Source organism: Pseudomonas laurylsulfatiphila, from assembly GCF_002934665.1.
GTDB classification, from domain to species: domain Bacteria; phylum Pseudomonadota; class Gammaproteobacteria; order Pseudomonadales; family Pseudomonadaceae; genus Aquipseudomonas; species Aquipseudomonas laurylsulfatiphila.
In genome coordinates this window covers 42,972-58,291 of sequence record NZ_NIRS01000008.1, presented here as the reverse complement: position 1 = coordinate 58,291, position 15,320 = coordinate 42,972, and the positions used below count along the sequence as shown (strand labels likewise).

The 15,320-nt window shown below is 60.9% G+C and carries 12 protein-coding genes and 1 pseudogene; 5 read left to right on the top strand and 8 right to left on the bottom strand.

The window, feature by feature from the left end; genetic code table 11:
* Window positions 1-2: 2 nt before the first annotated feature.
* Genes CD175_RS26735 through CD175_RS26725 form a run of 3 tightly spaced genes read right to left on the bottom strand, consistent with a single transcriptional unit; the run spans window position 3 to window position 1,754 of the window.
* On the bottom strand, window positions 3-263 hold the full coding sequence (locus CD175_RS26735) for a phosphopantetheine-binding protein (RefSeq protein WP_095943238.1): 261 nt from the start codon (window positions 261-263) through the stop codon (window positions 3-5).
* On the bottom strand, window positions 244-1,053 hold the full coding sequence (locus CD175_RS26730) for a lysophospholipid acyltransferase family protein (RefSeq protein ID WP_104451085.1): 810 nt from the start codon (window positions 1,051-1,053) through the stop codon (window positions 244-246). The genes CD175_RS26735 and CD175_RS26730 overlap by 20 nt, the downstream gene beginning before the upstream one ends.
* Entirely contained in the window at window positions 1,029-1,754 is a 726-nt protein-coding gene (locus tag CD175_RS26725; protein ID WP_102673196.1) for a beta-ketoacyl synthase chain length factor, read from the bottom strand. The genes CD175_RS26730 and CD175_RS26725 overlap by 25 nt, the downstream gene beginning before the upstream one ends.
* A 355-nt stretch (window positions 1,755-2,109) precedes the next feature.
* On the opposite strand from CD175_RS26725, the gene CD175_RS26720 reads away from it, so the two are divergent.
* Window positions 2,110-2,880: a ParA family protein gene (locus CD175_RS26720; protein ID WP_015093167.1), complete on the top strand. Its 771-nt coding sequence runs from the start codon at window positions 2,110-2,112 to the stop codon at window positions 2,878-2,880.
* Window positions 2,881-3,009: 129 nt separating this feature from the next.
* Here the strand turns inward: CD175_RS26720 and trxC are convergent, their stop codons facing one another.
* The 4 genes from trxC to CD175_RS26700 all read right to left on the bottom strand — a co-directional run bounded on the left by trxC (window position 3,010) and on the right by CD175_RS26700 (window position 10,175).
* The gene (gene trxC / locus CD175_RS26715; protein ID WP_104451084.1) at window positions 3,010-3,444 is read right to left on the bottom strand and encodes a thioredoxin TrxC; all 435 of its coding nucleotides are present in this window, start codon (window positions 3,442-3,444) and stop codon (window positions 3,010-3,012) included.
* A gap of 73 nt (window positions 3,445-3,517) precedes the next feature.
* Window positions 3,518-4,981 carry a protein adenylyltransferase SelO gene (selO, locus tag CD175_RS26710; RefSeq protein WP_104451083.1) on the bottom strand — a complete coding sequence of 488 codons (1,464 nt, stop codon included), beginning with the start codon at window positions 4,979-4,981 and terminating at the stop codon, window positions 3,518-3,520.
* A 48-nt stretch (window positions 4,982-5,029) separates the two neighbouring features.
* The gene (mscK, locus tag CD175_RS26705; protein ID WP_104451082.1) at window positions 5,030-8,398 is read right to left on the bottom strand and encodes a mechanosensitive channel MscK; all 3,369 of its coding nucleotides are present in this window, start codon (window positions 8,396-8,398) and stop codon (window positions 5,030-5,032) included.
* Window positions 8,399-8,432: 34 nt separating this feature from the next.
* Entirely contained in the window at window positions 8,433-10,175 is a 1,743-nt protein-coding gene (locus CD175_RS26700) for a potassium/proton antiporter (RefSeq protein WP_104451081.1), read from the bottom strand.
* A gap of 383 nt (window positions 10,176-10,558) precedes the next feature.
* Here CD175_RS26700 and CD175_RS26695 point away from each other — a divergent pair, with 383 nt between their 5' ends.
* From CD175_RS26695 to CD175_RS32175, 4 genes and pseudogenes are all read left to right on the top strand, one after another.
* A complete protein-coding gene (locus CD175_RS26695) occupies window positions 10,559-10,789 on the top strand; it encodes a hypothetical protein (RefSeq protein WP_007971835.1) in 231 nt (76 codons plus the stop codon).
* Entirely contained in the window at window positions 10,786-11,088 is a 303-nt protein-coding gene (locus tag CD175_RS26690) for a cell division protein ZapA (RefSeq protein ID WP_007981180.1), read from the top strand. Before CD175_RS26695 ends, CD175_RS26690 begins: the two co-directional genes overlap by 4 nt.
* Before the next feature lie 100 nt (window positions 11,089-11,188).
* Window positions 11,189-12,262, top strand: a pseudogene (locus tag CD175_RS32180) (HAMP domain-containing protein); the annotation flags it as partial.
* 18 nt (window positions 12,263-12,280) lie between these two features.
* A complete protein-coding gene (locus CD175_RS32175) occupies window positions 12,281-13,126 on the top strand; it encodes a methyl-accepting chemotaxis protein (protein WP_420849152.1) in 846 nt (281 codons plus the stop codon).
* 141 nt (window positions 13,127-13,267) lie between these two features.
* On the opposite strand, the gene CD175_RS26680 is transcribed toward CD175_RS32175, so the two are convergent.
* Window positions 13,268-15,070, bottom strand: a complete 1,803-nt coding sequence (locus CD175_RS26680; protein ID WP_104451079.1) for an acyl-CoA dehydrogenase — start codon at window positions 15,068-15,070, stop codon at window positions 13,268-13,270.
* Window positions 15,071-15,320 lie beyond the last annotated feature (250 nt).

The following is a 15,320-nucleotide window of genomic DNA, read 5'->3' as shown; positions in this document are numbered from 1 at the left end:
TCTCAAGCTGCCTGTTTTGCGGTGACGAACGCCGCAAGGCTCGCCACGTTACTGAAGTGATTACGAGTGTCTTTGGCATCGGCATCGATTTTGATGCCGTACTTTTTCTGGATGGCCAGGCCCAGTTCCAGGGCGTCCACCGAGTCCAGGCCCAGGCCTTCGCCGAACAGCGTCTGCTCGTTGCCGATGTCTTCGGCGCTGATGTCTTCCAGGCCAAGGGCGTCGATGATAAGCATTTTGATATCACGGTGCAGATCGCTCATCTTCGGCGAGCTCCTTAATAAAGTAAGAATGTAGATAATCGTTGAGCTTGCGCGAGGCTTGCGGAGCCGGCCCCTGCGTGGCGAAGGTCTGTGGGTCTATATCGGCCCCGACCCGGAAACTGAAGTGCACGCGCCGCTTGGGGATGCGATACCAGGGTTCGGCCTTGGTCAATGTGGTCGGGCTGACCTTGATAATGACCGGGGTGAGGATTTTCGCACCCCGCAGGGCGATTGCCGCACCGCCCCGATGAAAGGCCGGTGCCTGGCCGGGTTGGGTGCGCGTACCTTCGGGGAAAATGATCAGGGTCTGGCCGTCTTTCAGCGCATCGGCAGCCGCGTCGAGCATGTCCATGCTGCCGTCGTTGCTGATGTAATCGGTGCAGCGCAGCGGTCCGCGGGTGAACGGGTTTTCCCAGAGGCTTTGCTTGACCACGCAGTTGGCGTGACGCACCAGGCCGATCAGAAACACCACGTCGATCAGCGAGGGATGATTGGCAAGGATCATTTGCCCGGGACGACCGAGTTTTTCCGCGCCTTCAATGTCGTAGGTCAGCACCCCGGTACGGGCCATGAAGCGCACAAAAATCCAGAAACAGCGGCTGACGGTTCGCCGGGCCCTCAGCCGATGGGTGCGGGCGTCGCCGGGCAGGCAGTTCAGCACAGGAAAAACCACCAGGCGTAGGCACAGGCCGCCCAAGCCGAACAGGGCAAAGCTCGCGGCGGTGGCCAGCAAGCGCCAGTAATAGGCGTCGCGGTTTTTCTCGGTCACGGGTTGCGTTGCCAGGTCCATACACGATTTTTCCAGGCATGTTGGCAGGTGGTTTGCTGGCCGAGCAGCATACGCAACAGATTCAGCGCGTGGGGCCAGCGGGATTTGGACAACGCATCCGAGGGGCTGTTCAGGGACAACTGCCAGTCGGTGCCTGGTGTGATCAGCAGGCCGACGGCATAAGGGAACGGCACGTCGTCGATCCAGGTCGAGTAGGCCTCGGGCGGCCGCTCTTCGGTGACCACCAGCAGCACCGCGCCAGCGCCTTCGGCCAGCAGTGCGGCCGCTTCGAGCATGCCGTGCTCCAGGCCATCGCCTGCGGCGGCCAGGGCCGTCATTTCGCTGGTTTCACCGCGCATGATCGACCACAAGCCGATAATCGCGTTATGAACAGACAAGCTGAACCGGGTCGGCGACAGCGGCTGATCGGCGGCCAGATCACTGAGAATGTCGACGGTGCGTGGCGTTTCGCCGTGACGGGAAACAAAGACCAATGGCAGATCCTGCCGGCCTTCGGCCAATGGCCAGCCGACGCTGAATGCCATCCGTGCCAGGCGGCTTAGCCTGCGGCGCTGCATGGCCGGTAGAAAGGAAACGTCGGGAGCGGCATCGCTGTCCGGCAGCACGACGGGTTGCCGGCTCCAGGCCTGCCAATCGTTCACGCTCTCAAGCCCCGGGGCCCAGGCGCGCCATTGGGCGATGTTGAAGTTGATCACAGACATTCATCCCGCCCTCACGGGCTTACTTGACGCGGGGAGTGGCCGAGAGCCGAGACTCACCCTGCGCGGCGTTTGCCGCCGAGTGGCGCGCATTATCCCGGTGCCGGGAACGTGTAGCAAATGCTGGTTACATTTTGCTCAACAAGATGCAGCGACTGGCTCGCAAAAACTGAGCGATTGGCAATTATTCACACAATCACTACTCCGTCTGTCGGTTCCTGCGTCAAACCATCGGGCCGTTCAGGACTTTTCAAGCAAGAGAAGGCAACTGACTGTGTAGTCCCTGTGCCGACAAGGTAGCGAAGCAACGCCGTGCACCACTACACTCGGTCATTCTTTGATACACGGAGGTTTTGACATGCGGCGCGTGGTGTTCAATCAGAAAGGTGGCGTTGGCAAATCCAGCATTGCCTGCAATCTGGCGGCGGTCAGTGCCAGCGAGGGTTTTCGCACCTTATTGGTGGATCTCGATGCCCAGGCCAACTCCACTCAGTACCTGACGGGGCTCACCGGTAGCGACATCCCGATGGGCATCGCCGATTTCTTCAAGCAGACGCTGTCTTCCGGGCCGTTCTCCAAAAAGAATCAGGTCGACATCTACGAAACCCCCTTCGATAACCTCCACGTTATTACCGCCACCGCCGAACTGGCGGACTTGCAGCCAAAGCTTGAAGCCAAGCACAAGATCAACAAGCTGCGTAAGTTGCTTGAGGAACTGAGCGAAGACTACGACCGGATTTACCTCGATACCCCGCCAGCGCTGAATTTTTATGCGGTTTCTGCATTGATTGCCGCCGATCGTGTGTTGATTCCCTTCGATTGCGACAGTTTTTCACGCCAGGCACTGTACGGCCTGATGGCGGAAATCGAAGAGTTGAAGGACGACCATAACGAAGGCCTGGAAGTCGAAGGCATCGTCGTCAACCAGTTCCAGGCCCGCGCCAGCCTGCCCCAGCAAATCCTCGACGAACTGATCGCCGAAGGCCTGCCGGTGCTGCCGGTGTACCTGGCCAGCTCGGTACGCATGCGCGAATCCCACCAGGCCAACACGCCGCTGATCCATCTCGACCCGCGGCACAAGCTGACCCAGCAGTTTGTCGAATTGCATAACCTGCTGGAAAACGCCTGATCTTTCAGGCGAAACAAAACACTGTGGGAGCGAGCTTGCTCGCGATAGCGGACTGACAGTCAACATCATCTTCGACTGAAACACCGTCATCGCGAGCAAGCTCGCTCCCACATTGGAACCTGAGCAATTTCAGATGCCCTGACTGCGCAACCAGCCCATCAGTTGCGGCAACGGGAAAGCCCCGCTCTGGCGGGCGATCTCCCGGCCGTTCTTGAACAGGATCAGGCTCGGGATCGAGCGAATCCCCAACTGCGCCGACAACTGCTGGTTCGCCTCGCTGTCCAGCTTGGCCAACCGGCACTTGCCCTCCAGTTGCCCGGCCGCCTGCTCGAACACCGGTGCAAACGACTTGCACGGCCCGCACCAGTCGGCCCACACGTCCACCAGCAGCGGCAGATCGCCCTTGATCTGGCTGGCGTAGTCGCCTTGTTTCAATTCAAACGGCTTGTTCAGCAGGACGTCGGCCTTGCAGCGTCCGCACTTCGGGTGGTCGTTGAGGCGCTCGGCGGGGATGCGGTTGAGGCCGTTGCAATGGGGGCTGGGGATGAGGAGTGGGTCGGTCATGACAAGTCGTCCAGTCGAAAGCGAATGATCCTTATCTGGAGACAGGTCTCCAGATTTTCAATTGTGTAGCGCCTCACGACGAACAACTGATCTCCAGATGCTTACCCCATTCCGGCGGCCTCTCGGCGTAGCTTTCCATCCCCGGTTGTTCCTCGAACGGATTGCTCAGCACTGCGTGCAGTCGTCGAACTTCTGAATAGTCGCCGCTCTCTGCCGCATCGATGGCCTTTTGCGCCAGGTAGTTGCGCAGGATGTACAGCGGGTTGACCGCGTGCATCCGCTGGCGGCGCTGCTCTTGATCAAGCGTGCCTTCACGGGCGACCCGGGCGACGTAGAGTTCGCCCCAGGCATCAAAGCCCTTGAGGTCGACGAAGTCATCACGCAAGCGGGTGATGGCCAGCTCCGGTGCCTCATCCCCCAGGCGACGGAAAAACAGGCTGTAGTCGACGCCGCTGTTCTGCATCAGTTGCAGCAGGTTCTCCAGCAGTTTCTGGTCATCTTCTTCGGCCGTTGTAAGACCGAGGCGACGGCGCATCAGGTCCAGGTAATGGGCCTGGAACAGCGGTAGGTAGAGGCCGAGGGTTTCGCGCAGGGCTTCGACGCTGATGAACGGCGTCAGGGCCTGCGCCAACGCGCTGAGGTTCCACTGGCCAATCGGCACCTGGTTGCTGAAGGAGTAACGGCCCTGGTCGTCGGAGTGGTTGCAGATGAAGTTGGCGTCGAAGTCGTCGAGGAAGGCGAACGGGCCGAAGTCGAAGGTGATGCCCAGGATCGACATGTTGTCGGTGTTCATCACCCCGTGGCAGAAGCCATAGGCCTGCCATTTGGCGATCAGTTCGGCGTTGCGTTCGACCACTTCGCGGAACATCGCCAGGTACGGCTCCGGTTGTTCCAGGCACTGCGGGAAGTGCATGGCCAGTACGTGATCACCCAGCACTTTCTGCTGCTCGGGGCGTTTGGTGTAGTAGAAGTATTCGAAGTGGCCGAAGCGCACATGGCTTGGCGCCAGGCGCAGGACCATGGCTGCGCGCTCCTGCTTTTCGCGCCACACCGGGGTGTCGGAGCCGATCACGCACAGGGCGCGGGTGGTCGGGATTTTCAGGGCGTTCAGGGCTTCGGAAGCGAGGAACTCGCGGATCGAGGAGCGCAGTACCGCCCGGCCATCGCCCATGCGTGAAAACGGCGTCTGGCCGGCGCCCTTGAGGTGCAGGTCCCAGTGTTCGCCGGCCTCGTTGTACACCTCGCCGAGCAACAGGCCGCGTCCGTCGCCCAGTTGCGGGTTGTAGGAGCCGAACTGATGTCCGGAATAGACCATCGCCCTCGGAATCGCGTCGGCCCAGAGCTTGTGGCCGCTGAACAGTTCGGCGAACTCCGGGGTTTCGGCCTCGGCCGGGTCGAGGTCCAGCAGGGCCATGGCGGCGGGGCTGGCCACGACCAGGCGCGGATTGTCGATGGGCTCGGGCAGCACATGGGCGGAAAACGCTTCGCCCAGGCGGTCGAAGCGATTATCGAAGGTGAGTTCGTCGAGGGCTTTCAAGGGCCGGCTCCAGCAGAATGTCCGAGCATTCTGCTGGGGAAAGGCCGGTTAGTCGAGTTTGGCGGCGGGCGGTTCTTGCGCCGGCTTGCCATCGACGATCGGCACGATGGTTTTCGTTTCCGGCTCGATCGGCACCATCTTGTATTCCTGACCGTGCAGATTCTTGAGGTAAACCTCCATCTGCCGGAACGAGATGTTGATGTGCTGCTTCTTGAACTCGCGGTTGATGAAGCGGTTGACCTCGTCGAGCACCGGGTTGCGGTCGCCGAGGTCACGCACGTGCATGCGCAACTCGTGGTCGAGGGTGCTTTCGCCGAAATTCAGGAAGTACACATGCGGCTCCGGGTCTTTCAGGACGCGCGGGTTATCCCGTGCAGCCTTGAGCAGCAACTCTTTCACCAGGTCCAGGTCCGAGCCGTAGTCGACACCGAGCTTGAGGGTCACCCGGGTGATGGTGTCGGTCAGCGACCAGTTGATCAGTTGCCCGGTAATGAACGTCTTGTTCGGGACGATGATGTCCTTGCGGTCGAAGTCGGTGATGGTCGTGGCGCGGATGCGGATCTTGCTCACCGTACCCGACAGGTTGCCGATGGTGATGGTGTCACCGATCCTCACCGGACGTTCGAACAGGATCATGATGCCGGAAATGAAGTTGGCGAAGATTTCCTGCATGCCGAAACCGAGGCCGACCGACAGCGCCGCCACCAGCCATTGCAACTTGTCCCAGCTCACGCCCAGGGTCGACAAAGTCGAGACGAAGCCGACGCCGGCGATCACGTACGAGAGCAACGTGGTGGTCGCGTAGGCGCTGCCCTGGGCCAGGTTGAGCTTGGACAGCACGAAGACTTCCAGCAGGCCGGGCAAGTTACGCGCCAGGGCGAAGGTGATGCCGATGATGATCAGCGCACCGAGCATGTCGCCGATGCTGATCGGCACCATGCTCATGTTGGCGCCGGTACCGCTGGTGTATTCGTAGAGGGTGATGTTGTCCAGGTACGAGAACACGGTGATCAGGTCGGCCCAGACCCAATACAGCGCCGCCATGAAGCCGCCAAGCAGCGCCAGGCGGATCAGGCGCAGGGACTGTTCGTTGACCTTCTCGATGTCCAGGGTCGGCTCTTCGATCACCGCTTCGCCGTCGCCGGCCTCTTTGGCGGCCAGGCGCTTGGCCAGGGCGCGCTGGTAGGCCAGACGCCGGGCCGCCACGCTGAGGCCGCGCACGAAGGTGGCTTCGATCACCAGCCAGAACATCAGCAGGTACAGGGTATTGATCAAGCGGTCGCTGAGCTTAAGTGCGGTGTAGTAGTAGCCGAAGCACACCGCCACGAACAGCGCGACAGGCAGGGCGGTGAACAGGATCCCCACCAGTTTGCGGAACAGCGAGGCGTTCTCGTGGGTCGGGCTGCTGATGAGCAAGCGGCTGAGCAGCAAGGTCATCAAGGCGTAGCAGGTGAGCACCACCGGCATGCCTATCACGTCATCGGCCAGCGCCGCCGGTTGCAGTTCGGCAACGGCCACTACGGTCACCAGCGCCATCACCACGATGCCGAGGCGGCGGATCCATCTGCGCAGGAACTCTACCTGGGGCTTTTCCCAGCGGAAATGCAGTTCTGCCACGCCACCCGGTGCGAGGATCCGGTAGGCGGTGTAGAACACCAGCCAGGCTCCGGCCATTTGCAGCAGCGCCGCGCCCATATTGGCGTTCTGTCCACGGGCGTCGATTTGCAGAGCCAGACCGCACAAGGCGAGGCCCAGGGAAACCGGCATCGCCAGCAGGATGTTGATCAGAATCGCCTGCGGGGTGTGCCACTGGCTATCGCGTTTGAAGTGACCGATGTCCTGGTGAACCTTGTTCAGTCGAGCGTACAGACTCTTGCGCCGCCACAGCAGCGCACCGATCAGCAGGGCCAATGGCAGGAACAGCAGCGGGCGTTGGGTCAAGCCGTCGGTCAGTTCGCTCAGGCTTGACAGTACCGGCAGCGAATCGAGTTGCCGTTGCAGGCGATCCGGCACGCTGTGAATCCACTCCAGGTCCAGCGGCTTGTTGCTGGGAATCCAGAACATCTGTTCATCGAGCGTCGCCCGCAGGCTTTGCGCGGTGCTGAGCAGTTGCTTCTGGTTCAGTTGCAGGGTGATGGATTCATTGAGCACTGCGCTCAGTTCGCGATTGAGCCGCTCCAGCAGGTCGGCGCGGGTGGTGGCCAGTTCCATCAGGCTTTTGCGCAACTGCGGCGTGACTTGCTCGGGGGGCTGGGTCGACAGCAGGTTTTCAACGTAGGTGGTCGGGTTGCTCAGCAGTTCCCGTTGCTGGCTGACTTCGAACTGATACAGGCGAATGTCAGCGATCTGGTCGGCCAGGTTGCGGTCGAGCCGAAGGCGCGGCAACGCCTGTTTCTGTTTGTAGAGAATCTTCGAGAGCAACAGGCTGCCTTTGAGCACGTTGATTTGCTCGTCCAGCGCCGCATCGCTCTGGGTCAGGCTGTCCAGCTGTTGCTTGGTCTGCAGGTTCTGCTGGGTGACTTCGTTGAGGCGGTCGGTGCTTTTGAGCAGGTAGTCCGAGAGCTTCAGGTTGGCCGCGCTTTCGGTGGCCAGCAGGCTGCTGCCGCCGGCTTTCTGCGCTTCGATGGATTGCTGGGTGACTGTTTCCTGGGACAACGCCAGGCGCTTCTGGTTGATCAGGGTTTGCAGCTCCTGGATTTCCTTGTCCAGGCGGTCGGATCGCTCCGACAACAGGTCATGCTGGCTGTTGCCGAGATCTTGCAATTGGGTATTGCCGGCCAGTTCCTGGCGGCGCAGCGGGATCAGGGCGTTCAGTGCCGCCAGTTCGGCATTGAGCTGGTCACGCTGCTCGGCGCTCAGGGTCTTGCCGGCGTCCTTGCCGTTCTTGAGGATATTGTTGATCTGCTGGATGCGCGTCTGGCTGCTGGATATCTCCGCCTGGGCGCGCTCGGGGCGGGTCTGGGCAGTGATGATCAGGCTGTTGGCATCGCCCAGGGCTTTTTGCAGGTCGCTTTGCTGGGTGGAACGCTCTGTGAGCATTTGCTCCAGCTGCTGGATCGTTTCCTTGGCGAAGCGCTGCGCCACCGGCACCACGGTGCTGGCCTTGAGGCGGGTCAGTTCACGCTGGTTTTCCACCGTCTGCTTGGGTGCCGAGCTCAATGTTTGCTTGAGCTCGGCCAGCTTCTGCTCGTAATCACGCTTGTTGTTGAGCTGGTTCAGCGTGCCTTGCAGGACGGATTGCAAAGCCTTCTGATCGGCTTCCGGCAGTTTGCGGTCGGCAATCTTGTCCAGGCTCGCTTGCACGGCTTCGCTGGAGGGCGGTTCGGCCGCTTGTACCGCTTGTGAAAAACCAAGGGGGCCGACAGAGAGACTCAAGCCCAGAAGGGCAATGGCAAAAAGGGAGCGCAGGTTAGGCATAAAGACCGGTCAAGCAAGTGAGAGTGGAAGCAGTTTAGAGGAAGAGTCCGGGACCCGGGCGACTTCCTTCGGGGAATCTGACGCCCACTTTGCCGATCTTGTTCCCGTCCATGACCGCCACGGTCCAGATGGTGTTGTTCCACTCCACCTGGTCACCCACCACCGGCGCGCCGCCGACTTTCTGGGCAATGAAGCGGCCCAGGGACATGTCCGGATCGATGCCTTCGAACTTCAGCCCATACAGGGCCGCAACCGCGGCCAACTGGGCGTCTCCTTCGAGTACGAAGTCGCCGAAGAAGCGCAGATCGAGGCCCCGTTGTGGCGCCTGGCTGAAGAGTTTTCCGAGGGCCGGCAGGTTGTGTTCATGGCCGATAACACACAGCAGATCATCGACTTCCAGCACCGTACTACCCGACGGATGGAGCAATTGTTGACCACGAAACAGGGCAGCGATACGGGTGCCTTCGGGCATTTTCAGCTCACGCAGGGGCGAACCGATGCACCATTTTTCCGCGCCGAGGCGATAAACGAACAGCTCCCACTCGCTGGTGACATGCACTTCCAGGGCCGAGCGCGAGATGGGTGCAGGCTCCGGAGGCACCGTCACCTTGAGCAGCTTGGCGACCCACGGCAGGCTCGTGCCCTGAACCAGCAGCGACACCAGCACGATAAAGAAGGCGAGGTTGAAGTACAGCTGGGCGTTGGGCAGGCCGGCCATCAGCGGGAACACCGCGAGAATGATCGGGACCGCGCCGCGCAGACCGACCCAGGAAATGAACGCTTTCTCACGACCATGGAATGCCTTGAACGGCAGCAGGCCGACTACCACCGACAGTGGCCGGGCAAACAGAATCATCCACAGCGCCAGTGCCAGTGCCGGCAAGGCGATTGGCAGCAGGTCGTGGGGTGTGACCAACAGCCCGAGCACCAGGAACATGCCGATCTGCGCCAGCCAGGCCATGCCGTCGAGCATGTGCAAAATGCCGTGACGGCTGCGCACCGGGCGGTTGCCGATCATCAATCCACACAGGTACACGGCAAGGAAGCCGCTGCCGTGCAGGGCGTTGGTCAGGGCAAACACCACCAGGCCGCCGGCAATGACCAGAATCGGATACAGGCCGGTGGCCAGGTTGATGCGGTTGACCAGTTGCAGCATGAGCCAGCCACCGCCCAGGCCAATGACGCCACCGATGCCGAACTCGCGCACCAGGTGGGTCAGCAGGCTCCAGTGCAGGCCGGTCTGGCCGCTGGCGAGCATGTCGATCAGGGTGACGGTGAGGAACACCGCCATCGGGTCGTTGCTGCCGGATTCGATTTCAAGGCTGGCGGTTACCCGTTCGTTCAGGCCTTTGCCACCCAACAGCGAGAACACCGCCGCGGCGTCGGTGGAGCCGACGATGGCGCCGATCAGCAAGCCCTGGATCAGGTTCAGGTCGAACAGCCAGGCGGCCGCCATGCCGGTCAGGCCGGTGGTAATCAGCACCCCGACCGTGGCCAATGAGAGCGCCGGCCATAACGCCACGCGGAAACTCGAGACCCGGGTGCGCAAGCCGCCGTCGAGCAGGATCACTGCCAGTGCGAGGTTGCCGACCAGGTAAGCCGTGGGGTAGTTGTCGAAGATAATGCCGCCGCCATCGACGCCGGCCGCCATGCCGACGGCCAGGATGATCACCAGAATCGGGATGCCGAGGCGTGACGAAAGGGAACTCACCAGAATGCTCGCACCTACCAGCAACGCGCCGATCAAGAACAGGCTGTTGATGGTCGTCGCATTCAAAGGCAGTACTCCAGAAAGCTGAAAGGCGGGCACAAACTGACCATGCAGTCTGCGTGCCAGCGATTCTAACCTGTTGAAATGTGATGCTGTCAAAAAGCTTTTGCAGATCAAAAGATCGCAGCCTGCGGCAGCTCCTACATTAGGGAAATGGGAGATCTGCGTGTAGGAGCTGCCGCAGGCTGCGATCTTTTCGGCACCACTCTGTTACAGAGCAAAGGACTTGGCGACGAATTGCAGGAACCAGATTGGCTTATCACAGTCTTTAAAACTCGCGAGGAAGGTCGCCCGTCAGCAAAATCAAGGCTTTGCGCCTGTATAACCCTGGCATCCACGGTGACTTTTCTTTATCGTACGCGCCCTTTGAAAAAGCCCGGAATATCAAAATGTTGGAAGCATCCCTAAGCCAATTGGAACAACTGGTCAGCGACCTGGTGCAGCAGAACCAGACGTTGCTCGGCACCAACCAGACCCTGACTGCAGAACTGGCCCAGGCCAAGGATGAAAACGAAAGCCTGCAACTGAGCCTGATGGAGCAGGAAGAGAAACAAGGCGCTACGGCGGCTCGCATCCAGGCCCTGGTTGAGCGCGTCAGCGCAGGCCCTGTCAGCGCATGAGTTACAACGCCGCAGGGGTAAAAGTCGTCTCGATCCTGGGGGAGGACTATTCGATCAAGGCACCGGCCGGGGAAGAACAAACCCTGTTGGACGCCGCGATGATGTTGAAGGCAGCCCTGGCCGAAACCAAGAGGAAGTACCCGACGCTGATCGGTGACCGACTGCTGGTGCTGGCGGCGATGAATCTGTGCTCCCAGCAGATTGAAATGCAGAAACAGCACAAGCTCGAACTCGACCGTTACCAAGAGCAAGTCAGCGCCACGGTTGAAGTGATCTCCAAGACGATCAATCAGGCCTGATCGGCTTTGCGCACAACCAAAGAATAGATTGTCGGTTGGTTTGTATACAATCGGCACGGCTGTTGCAGTGTTTCAGCCTCTTATTCTTTGGGGGTGCTCCATGCAGTTCTGGCGACGCAGTATTCAATGGCAGTTGATCCTGAGCATGGGCACCGCCCTTCTGGTCAGTATCCTGATCGTGGTTGGCATTTATACCCTCGTGGTCAACCGTCTCGCCCAGAGCTATCTGGTCGAGCAAGCCTTGCCGTCGAGCATCGAAGCGATGCGCAACGACATCGAGCGGATCCTCGTCCAGCCCCTCACTGCCGCCAAGGACATCGCCAGCAACAGCATGGTGCGCGACTGGTTGGCCGGGGGTGAAGACAGTGCCCGGACCAACACCTTTGCCACCTATCTGGAAGGCATCCGCGCCGAACACAAAGCCTTTACCGCGCTGATTGTCGGCACCGCGTCCAATCACTACATCACCGAAAAGGGCCTGGACCGCACCCTCAGTCGATCCAATTCCAAAGATGCCTGGTTCTACGCGTTCCTCGACAGCAATCAGCCGCGCACCCTCAACATCGACAACGACACGGCCACCGGAGAATTGGCGCTGTTCATCGACCTCAAGGTCGAGCAGGCCGGCAAAGTCGTGGGCGTTGCCGGGCTTGGCCTGAGCATGAAAGAGCTGTCGGAGCTGATTCACAACTTCAGTTTCGGGGAGCGCGGCAAGGTCTATCTCGTGCGTTCCGACGGTTTGATCCAGGTCCATCCCGAGGCGCAATTCAGCGGCAAACGCACCTTGACCGAGCAGATCGGCGCTACAGCGGCGCAAGCCCTGATGAGTCAAAAAGCCGCCACCAGCAGCGGCTTCCAGCGCGACGGCGAAGACTTCCTCGCCTTGAGCTTGCCGCTGCGCGATCTCGGCTGGACCCTGGTGGCCGAAGTGCCGCAATCGCAGATCTACGCCGAAGCCCGCCGTGCCATGTGGATGAGCAGCGGCATCGGTCTGGCAGTGGCGATTGTGTGCCTGTTGCTGGTGGTGTTGTTGGCCCGTGGGCTGGTGCGGCCGATTCGCCAGGTAACAGCGGCGCTGGTGGCCATCGGTAGCGGTGGTGGAGATTTAACCCATCGCCTGGATGCCAGCCGCGCCGATGAGCTGGGTGATCTGGCGCGTGGCTTCAATCGATTCCTGGATAGCCAGCGCGACATGATCGGTGAAGTGCTGACCACCAGCAAGCGCCTGCGCACCGCTGTCGGCCAGGTGGCGCGGGTGGTGGACAACACCGCCGAACGCTCTGGTCGTCAGCAGGAAATGACCGACATGGTCGCCACCGCTGTTCACGAAATGGGCCTGACCGTGCAAGACATCGCGCAGAATGCCGGCAACGCGGCGTTCGCGTCACAAACCGCCCGTGACGAAGCGATGCAGGCGCGGGAGGTGGTGGGTGGTTCTATCCGCCATATTGAAAGCATGTCCCGGGAAATCGGCCTCGCGGCCACGGCGGTGGCCGAGCTGGCTCATCAAGTGGCATCCATCGATCAGGTGCTGGCGGTGATTCGCGGGATTTCCGAGCAGACCAACCTGCTGGCGCTCAACGCCGCTATCGAAGCGGCGCGCGCTGGCGACATGGGGCGTGGATTCGCCGTGGTGGCCGATGAAGTGCGCACCTTGGCGCGGCGTACGCAATCGTCCACCGATGAAATCCAGCAGATGATCGGTAGCCTCAAGCAAGGCGCGGAGAACGCGGTGTCGTCGATGCATTCCGGGCAAGCTGCGACCGGCACGGGTGTCGAATCGAGCCAGCGTGCCGGCACCTCGTTGACCGCGATTACCGGGCAAGTGGAGCGCATCAGCGATATGAACCATCAGGTGGCGACGGCGACGGAGGAGCAGTCGGCAGTCACCGAGGAAATCAATCGCAACGTGCAGGGCATTTCCGATCTGGCGCGGGCGACAGCGGGGGAGGTCAGGGCTTGTCGTGAAGATTGCCAGACGTTGCAGCGGTTGGCGGATGATCTGGCGCGGCAGGTGGGTGGGTTCAAGCTGAGTTGATGTGCTGTCTGTGCTGACGCTATCGCGGGCAAGCCCGCTCCCACAGGGTTTGGTGTTGAACACTGGATTAGTGAACAACAGAGACTCCTGTGGGAGCTGGCTTGCCAGCGATTGGATTTCAAAGGCTACACAAGGCCGGGATCAAAACCACTCATCCTGCATCCCCAGGCAAACATCATCCCGTGCCTCAAGAATCGCCAGCTCATGGTGGCACCCTGGCACTTCCCATGTCAGGAAGTAGCGGGCCGCCTGCAACTTGCCTTTATAGAAGCTCACATCCGCTGCATTGCCCTTGGCCAGACCTTCCTCGGCACGAATGGCCTGTTCCAGCCAGCGCCAGCCAATGACGGTGTGCCCGAACACCTTCAGGTACAGCGCCGAGTTCGCCAGGCTGCTGTTAACCTTGCCCTGGGCCAGGTCGGTCAGCAGGCCGATGGTCACGGCTTGTAGGCGCGCCACCAGTTTCTCCAGCGGCTCGCGTAGCGGCGTCAACGACTCGAACGCCTGGGCTCGTTCGGCGGTGTCGGCGATCAGGCGGATCAGTTGCTTGAGCCCCGCGCCACCGTTCTGCGCCAGTTTGCGGCCCAAAAGGTCCAGCGACTGAATGCCGTGGGTGCCTTCGTGGATCGGGTTGAGGCGATTGTCGCGGTAATACTGCTCCACCGGGTATTCGCGGGTGTAACCGTGGCCGCCGAGAATCTGGATCGCCAGTTCGTTGGCCTTCAGGCAGAACTCCGATGGCCAGGATTTAACGATCGGCGTCAGCAGGTCCAGCAGTTCATGGGCCTGCTTGCGCTCGGCTTCGATCTCCAGCGTCGTGGTGTCATCGAACAGCCGCGCCGCGTACAGGCCAAGGTCGAACGAGCCTTCAACGTAGGCCTTTTGTGTCAGCAGCATGCGTTTGACGTCGGCGTGCTGAATGATCGCCACCGGCGCAGTGTTCGGGTCCTTGCTGTCCGGCACGCGGCCTTGCGGACGCTCACGGGCGTATTCCAGCGAATACAGGTAGCCGGCGTAGCCGAGCATTACCGCGCCCATGCCGACGCCAATCCGCGCCTCGTTCATCATCTGGAACATGTAGCTCAAGCCCTGGTGCGGCTTGCCCACCAGATAGCCGACACACTCGCCGTTATCGCCGAAATTCAGCGCGGTGGAGGTGGTGCCGCGCCAGCCCATCTTGTGGAACAGTCCGGCCAGCAACACGTCGTTGCGCTGGCCGAGGCTGCCGTCGTCGTTGACCAGGAACTTGGGCACGATGAACAGCGAAATGCCTTTCACACCGGCCGGTGCGTCCGGCAGCTTGGCCAGCACCATGTGCACGATGTTTTCCGACAGCGGATGATCGCCTCCGGAGATGAAGATCTTGTTGCCCTTGAGGCGATAAGTGCCGTCGGACGCTGGCTCGGCGCGGGTACGAATATCCGACAGCGACGAACCGGCATGGGGTTCGGTCAGGGCCATGGTGCCGAAGAAGCGGCCGTCGATCATCGGTTGCAGGAAGCGGCGCTTCTGCTCCTCGGTACCGAAGCTTTCGATCAGGTTGGCCGCGCCCATGGTCAGGAACGGATAGGAAGTCGTCGCCGCGTTGGCCGACTGGAAGTGTGAAAAGCAGGCCTGGGACAGCAGTGTAGGAAGTTGCATGCCGCCGGCGTCGAAACTGCGCGCGGCGTTGAGGAAGCCGGCTTCGAGGAAAGCATCCACCGCCGGTTTCACTTCCGGAATCAGAATCGCCTGACCGTTCTCGTAGCGCGGCTCGTTCTCGTCGCCCTTGCGGTTGTGCGGGGCGAAGAACTTCTCGGCGATGCTGCGGGCGGTGCCTATGGCCGCATCGAAGGTTTCGCGATTGTGCTCGGCGAAACGTTCACGCTGAGTCAGGCCCTCGGCATCGAGGACTTCATACAGCTCGAAAGCCAGATTGCGGGAACTGAGCAGCGTCTCGGACATGGCGGCCTACCTTTTATTGGGATGGGCCGAGTCTAGTCTGGTGAATTTATGCTGAATAGCATGATTGATGAGCGTGATGGTGGGGCAGGGCGGCGACTTTGCAAGCGCCACAAACCACTGTGGGAGCGAGCTTGCTCGCGATGGCGGCAGATCAGTCAACATAGAAGGTGACTGATGGATCGCTATCGCGAGCAAGCTCGCTCCCACAGGGATTTTTGCTGAACCGGGCACCTGTTGCAGGTGCCCGGCT

Excerpts from the sequence above, each read along its gene's own strand:
- CD175_RS26735 (WP_095943238.1), bottom strand. The coding sequence starts at position 263 with ATGAGCGATCTGCACCGTGATATCAAAATGCTTATCATCGACGCCCTT.
- CD175_RS26730 (WP_104451085.1), bottom strand. The coding sequence starts at position 1,053 with ATGGACCTGGCAACGCAACCCGTGACCGAGAAAAACCGCGACGCCTAT.
- CD175_RS26725 (WP_102673196.1), bottom strand. The coding sequence starts at position 1,754 with ATGTCTGTGATCAACTTCAACATCGCCCAATGGCGCGCCTGGGCCCCG.
- CD175_RS26720 (WP_015093167.1), top strand. The coding sequence starts at position 2,110 with ATGCGGCGCGTGGTGTTCAATCAGAAAGGTGGCGTTGGCAAATCCAGC.
- trxC (WP_104451084.1), bottom strand. The coding sequence starts at position 3,444 with ATGACCGACCCACTCCTCATCCCCAGCCCCCATTGCAACGGCCTCAAC.
- mscK (WP_104451082.1), bottom strand. The coding sequence starts at position 8,398 with ATGCCTAACCTGCGCTCCCTTTTTGCCATTGCCCTTCTGGGCTTGAGT.
- CD175_RS26695 (WP_007971835.1), top strand. The coding sequence starts at position 10,559 with ATGTTGGAAGCATCCCTAAGCCAATTGGAACAACTGGTCAGCGACCTG.
- CD175_RS26690 (WP_007981180.1), top strand. The coding sequence starts at position 10,786 with ATGAGTTACAACGCCGCAGGGGTAAAAGTCGTCTCGATCCTGGGGGAG.
- CD175_RS32175 (WP_420849152.1), top strand. The coding sequence starts at position 12,281 with ATGATCGGTGAAGTGCTGACCACCAGCAAGCGCCTGCGCACCGCTGTC.
- CD175_RS26680 (WP_104451079.1), bottom strand. The coding sequence starts at position 15,070 with ATGTCCGAGACGCTGCTCAGTTCCCGCAATCTGGCTTTCGAGCTGTAT.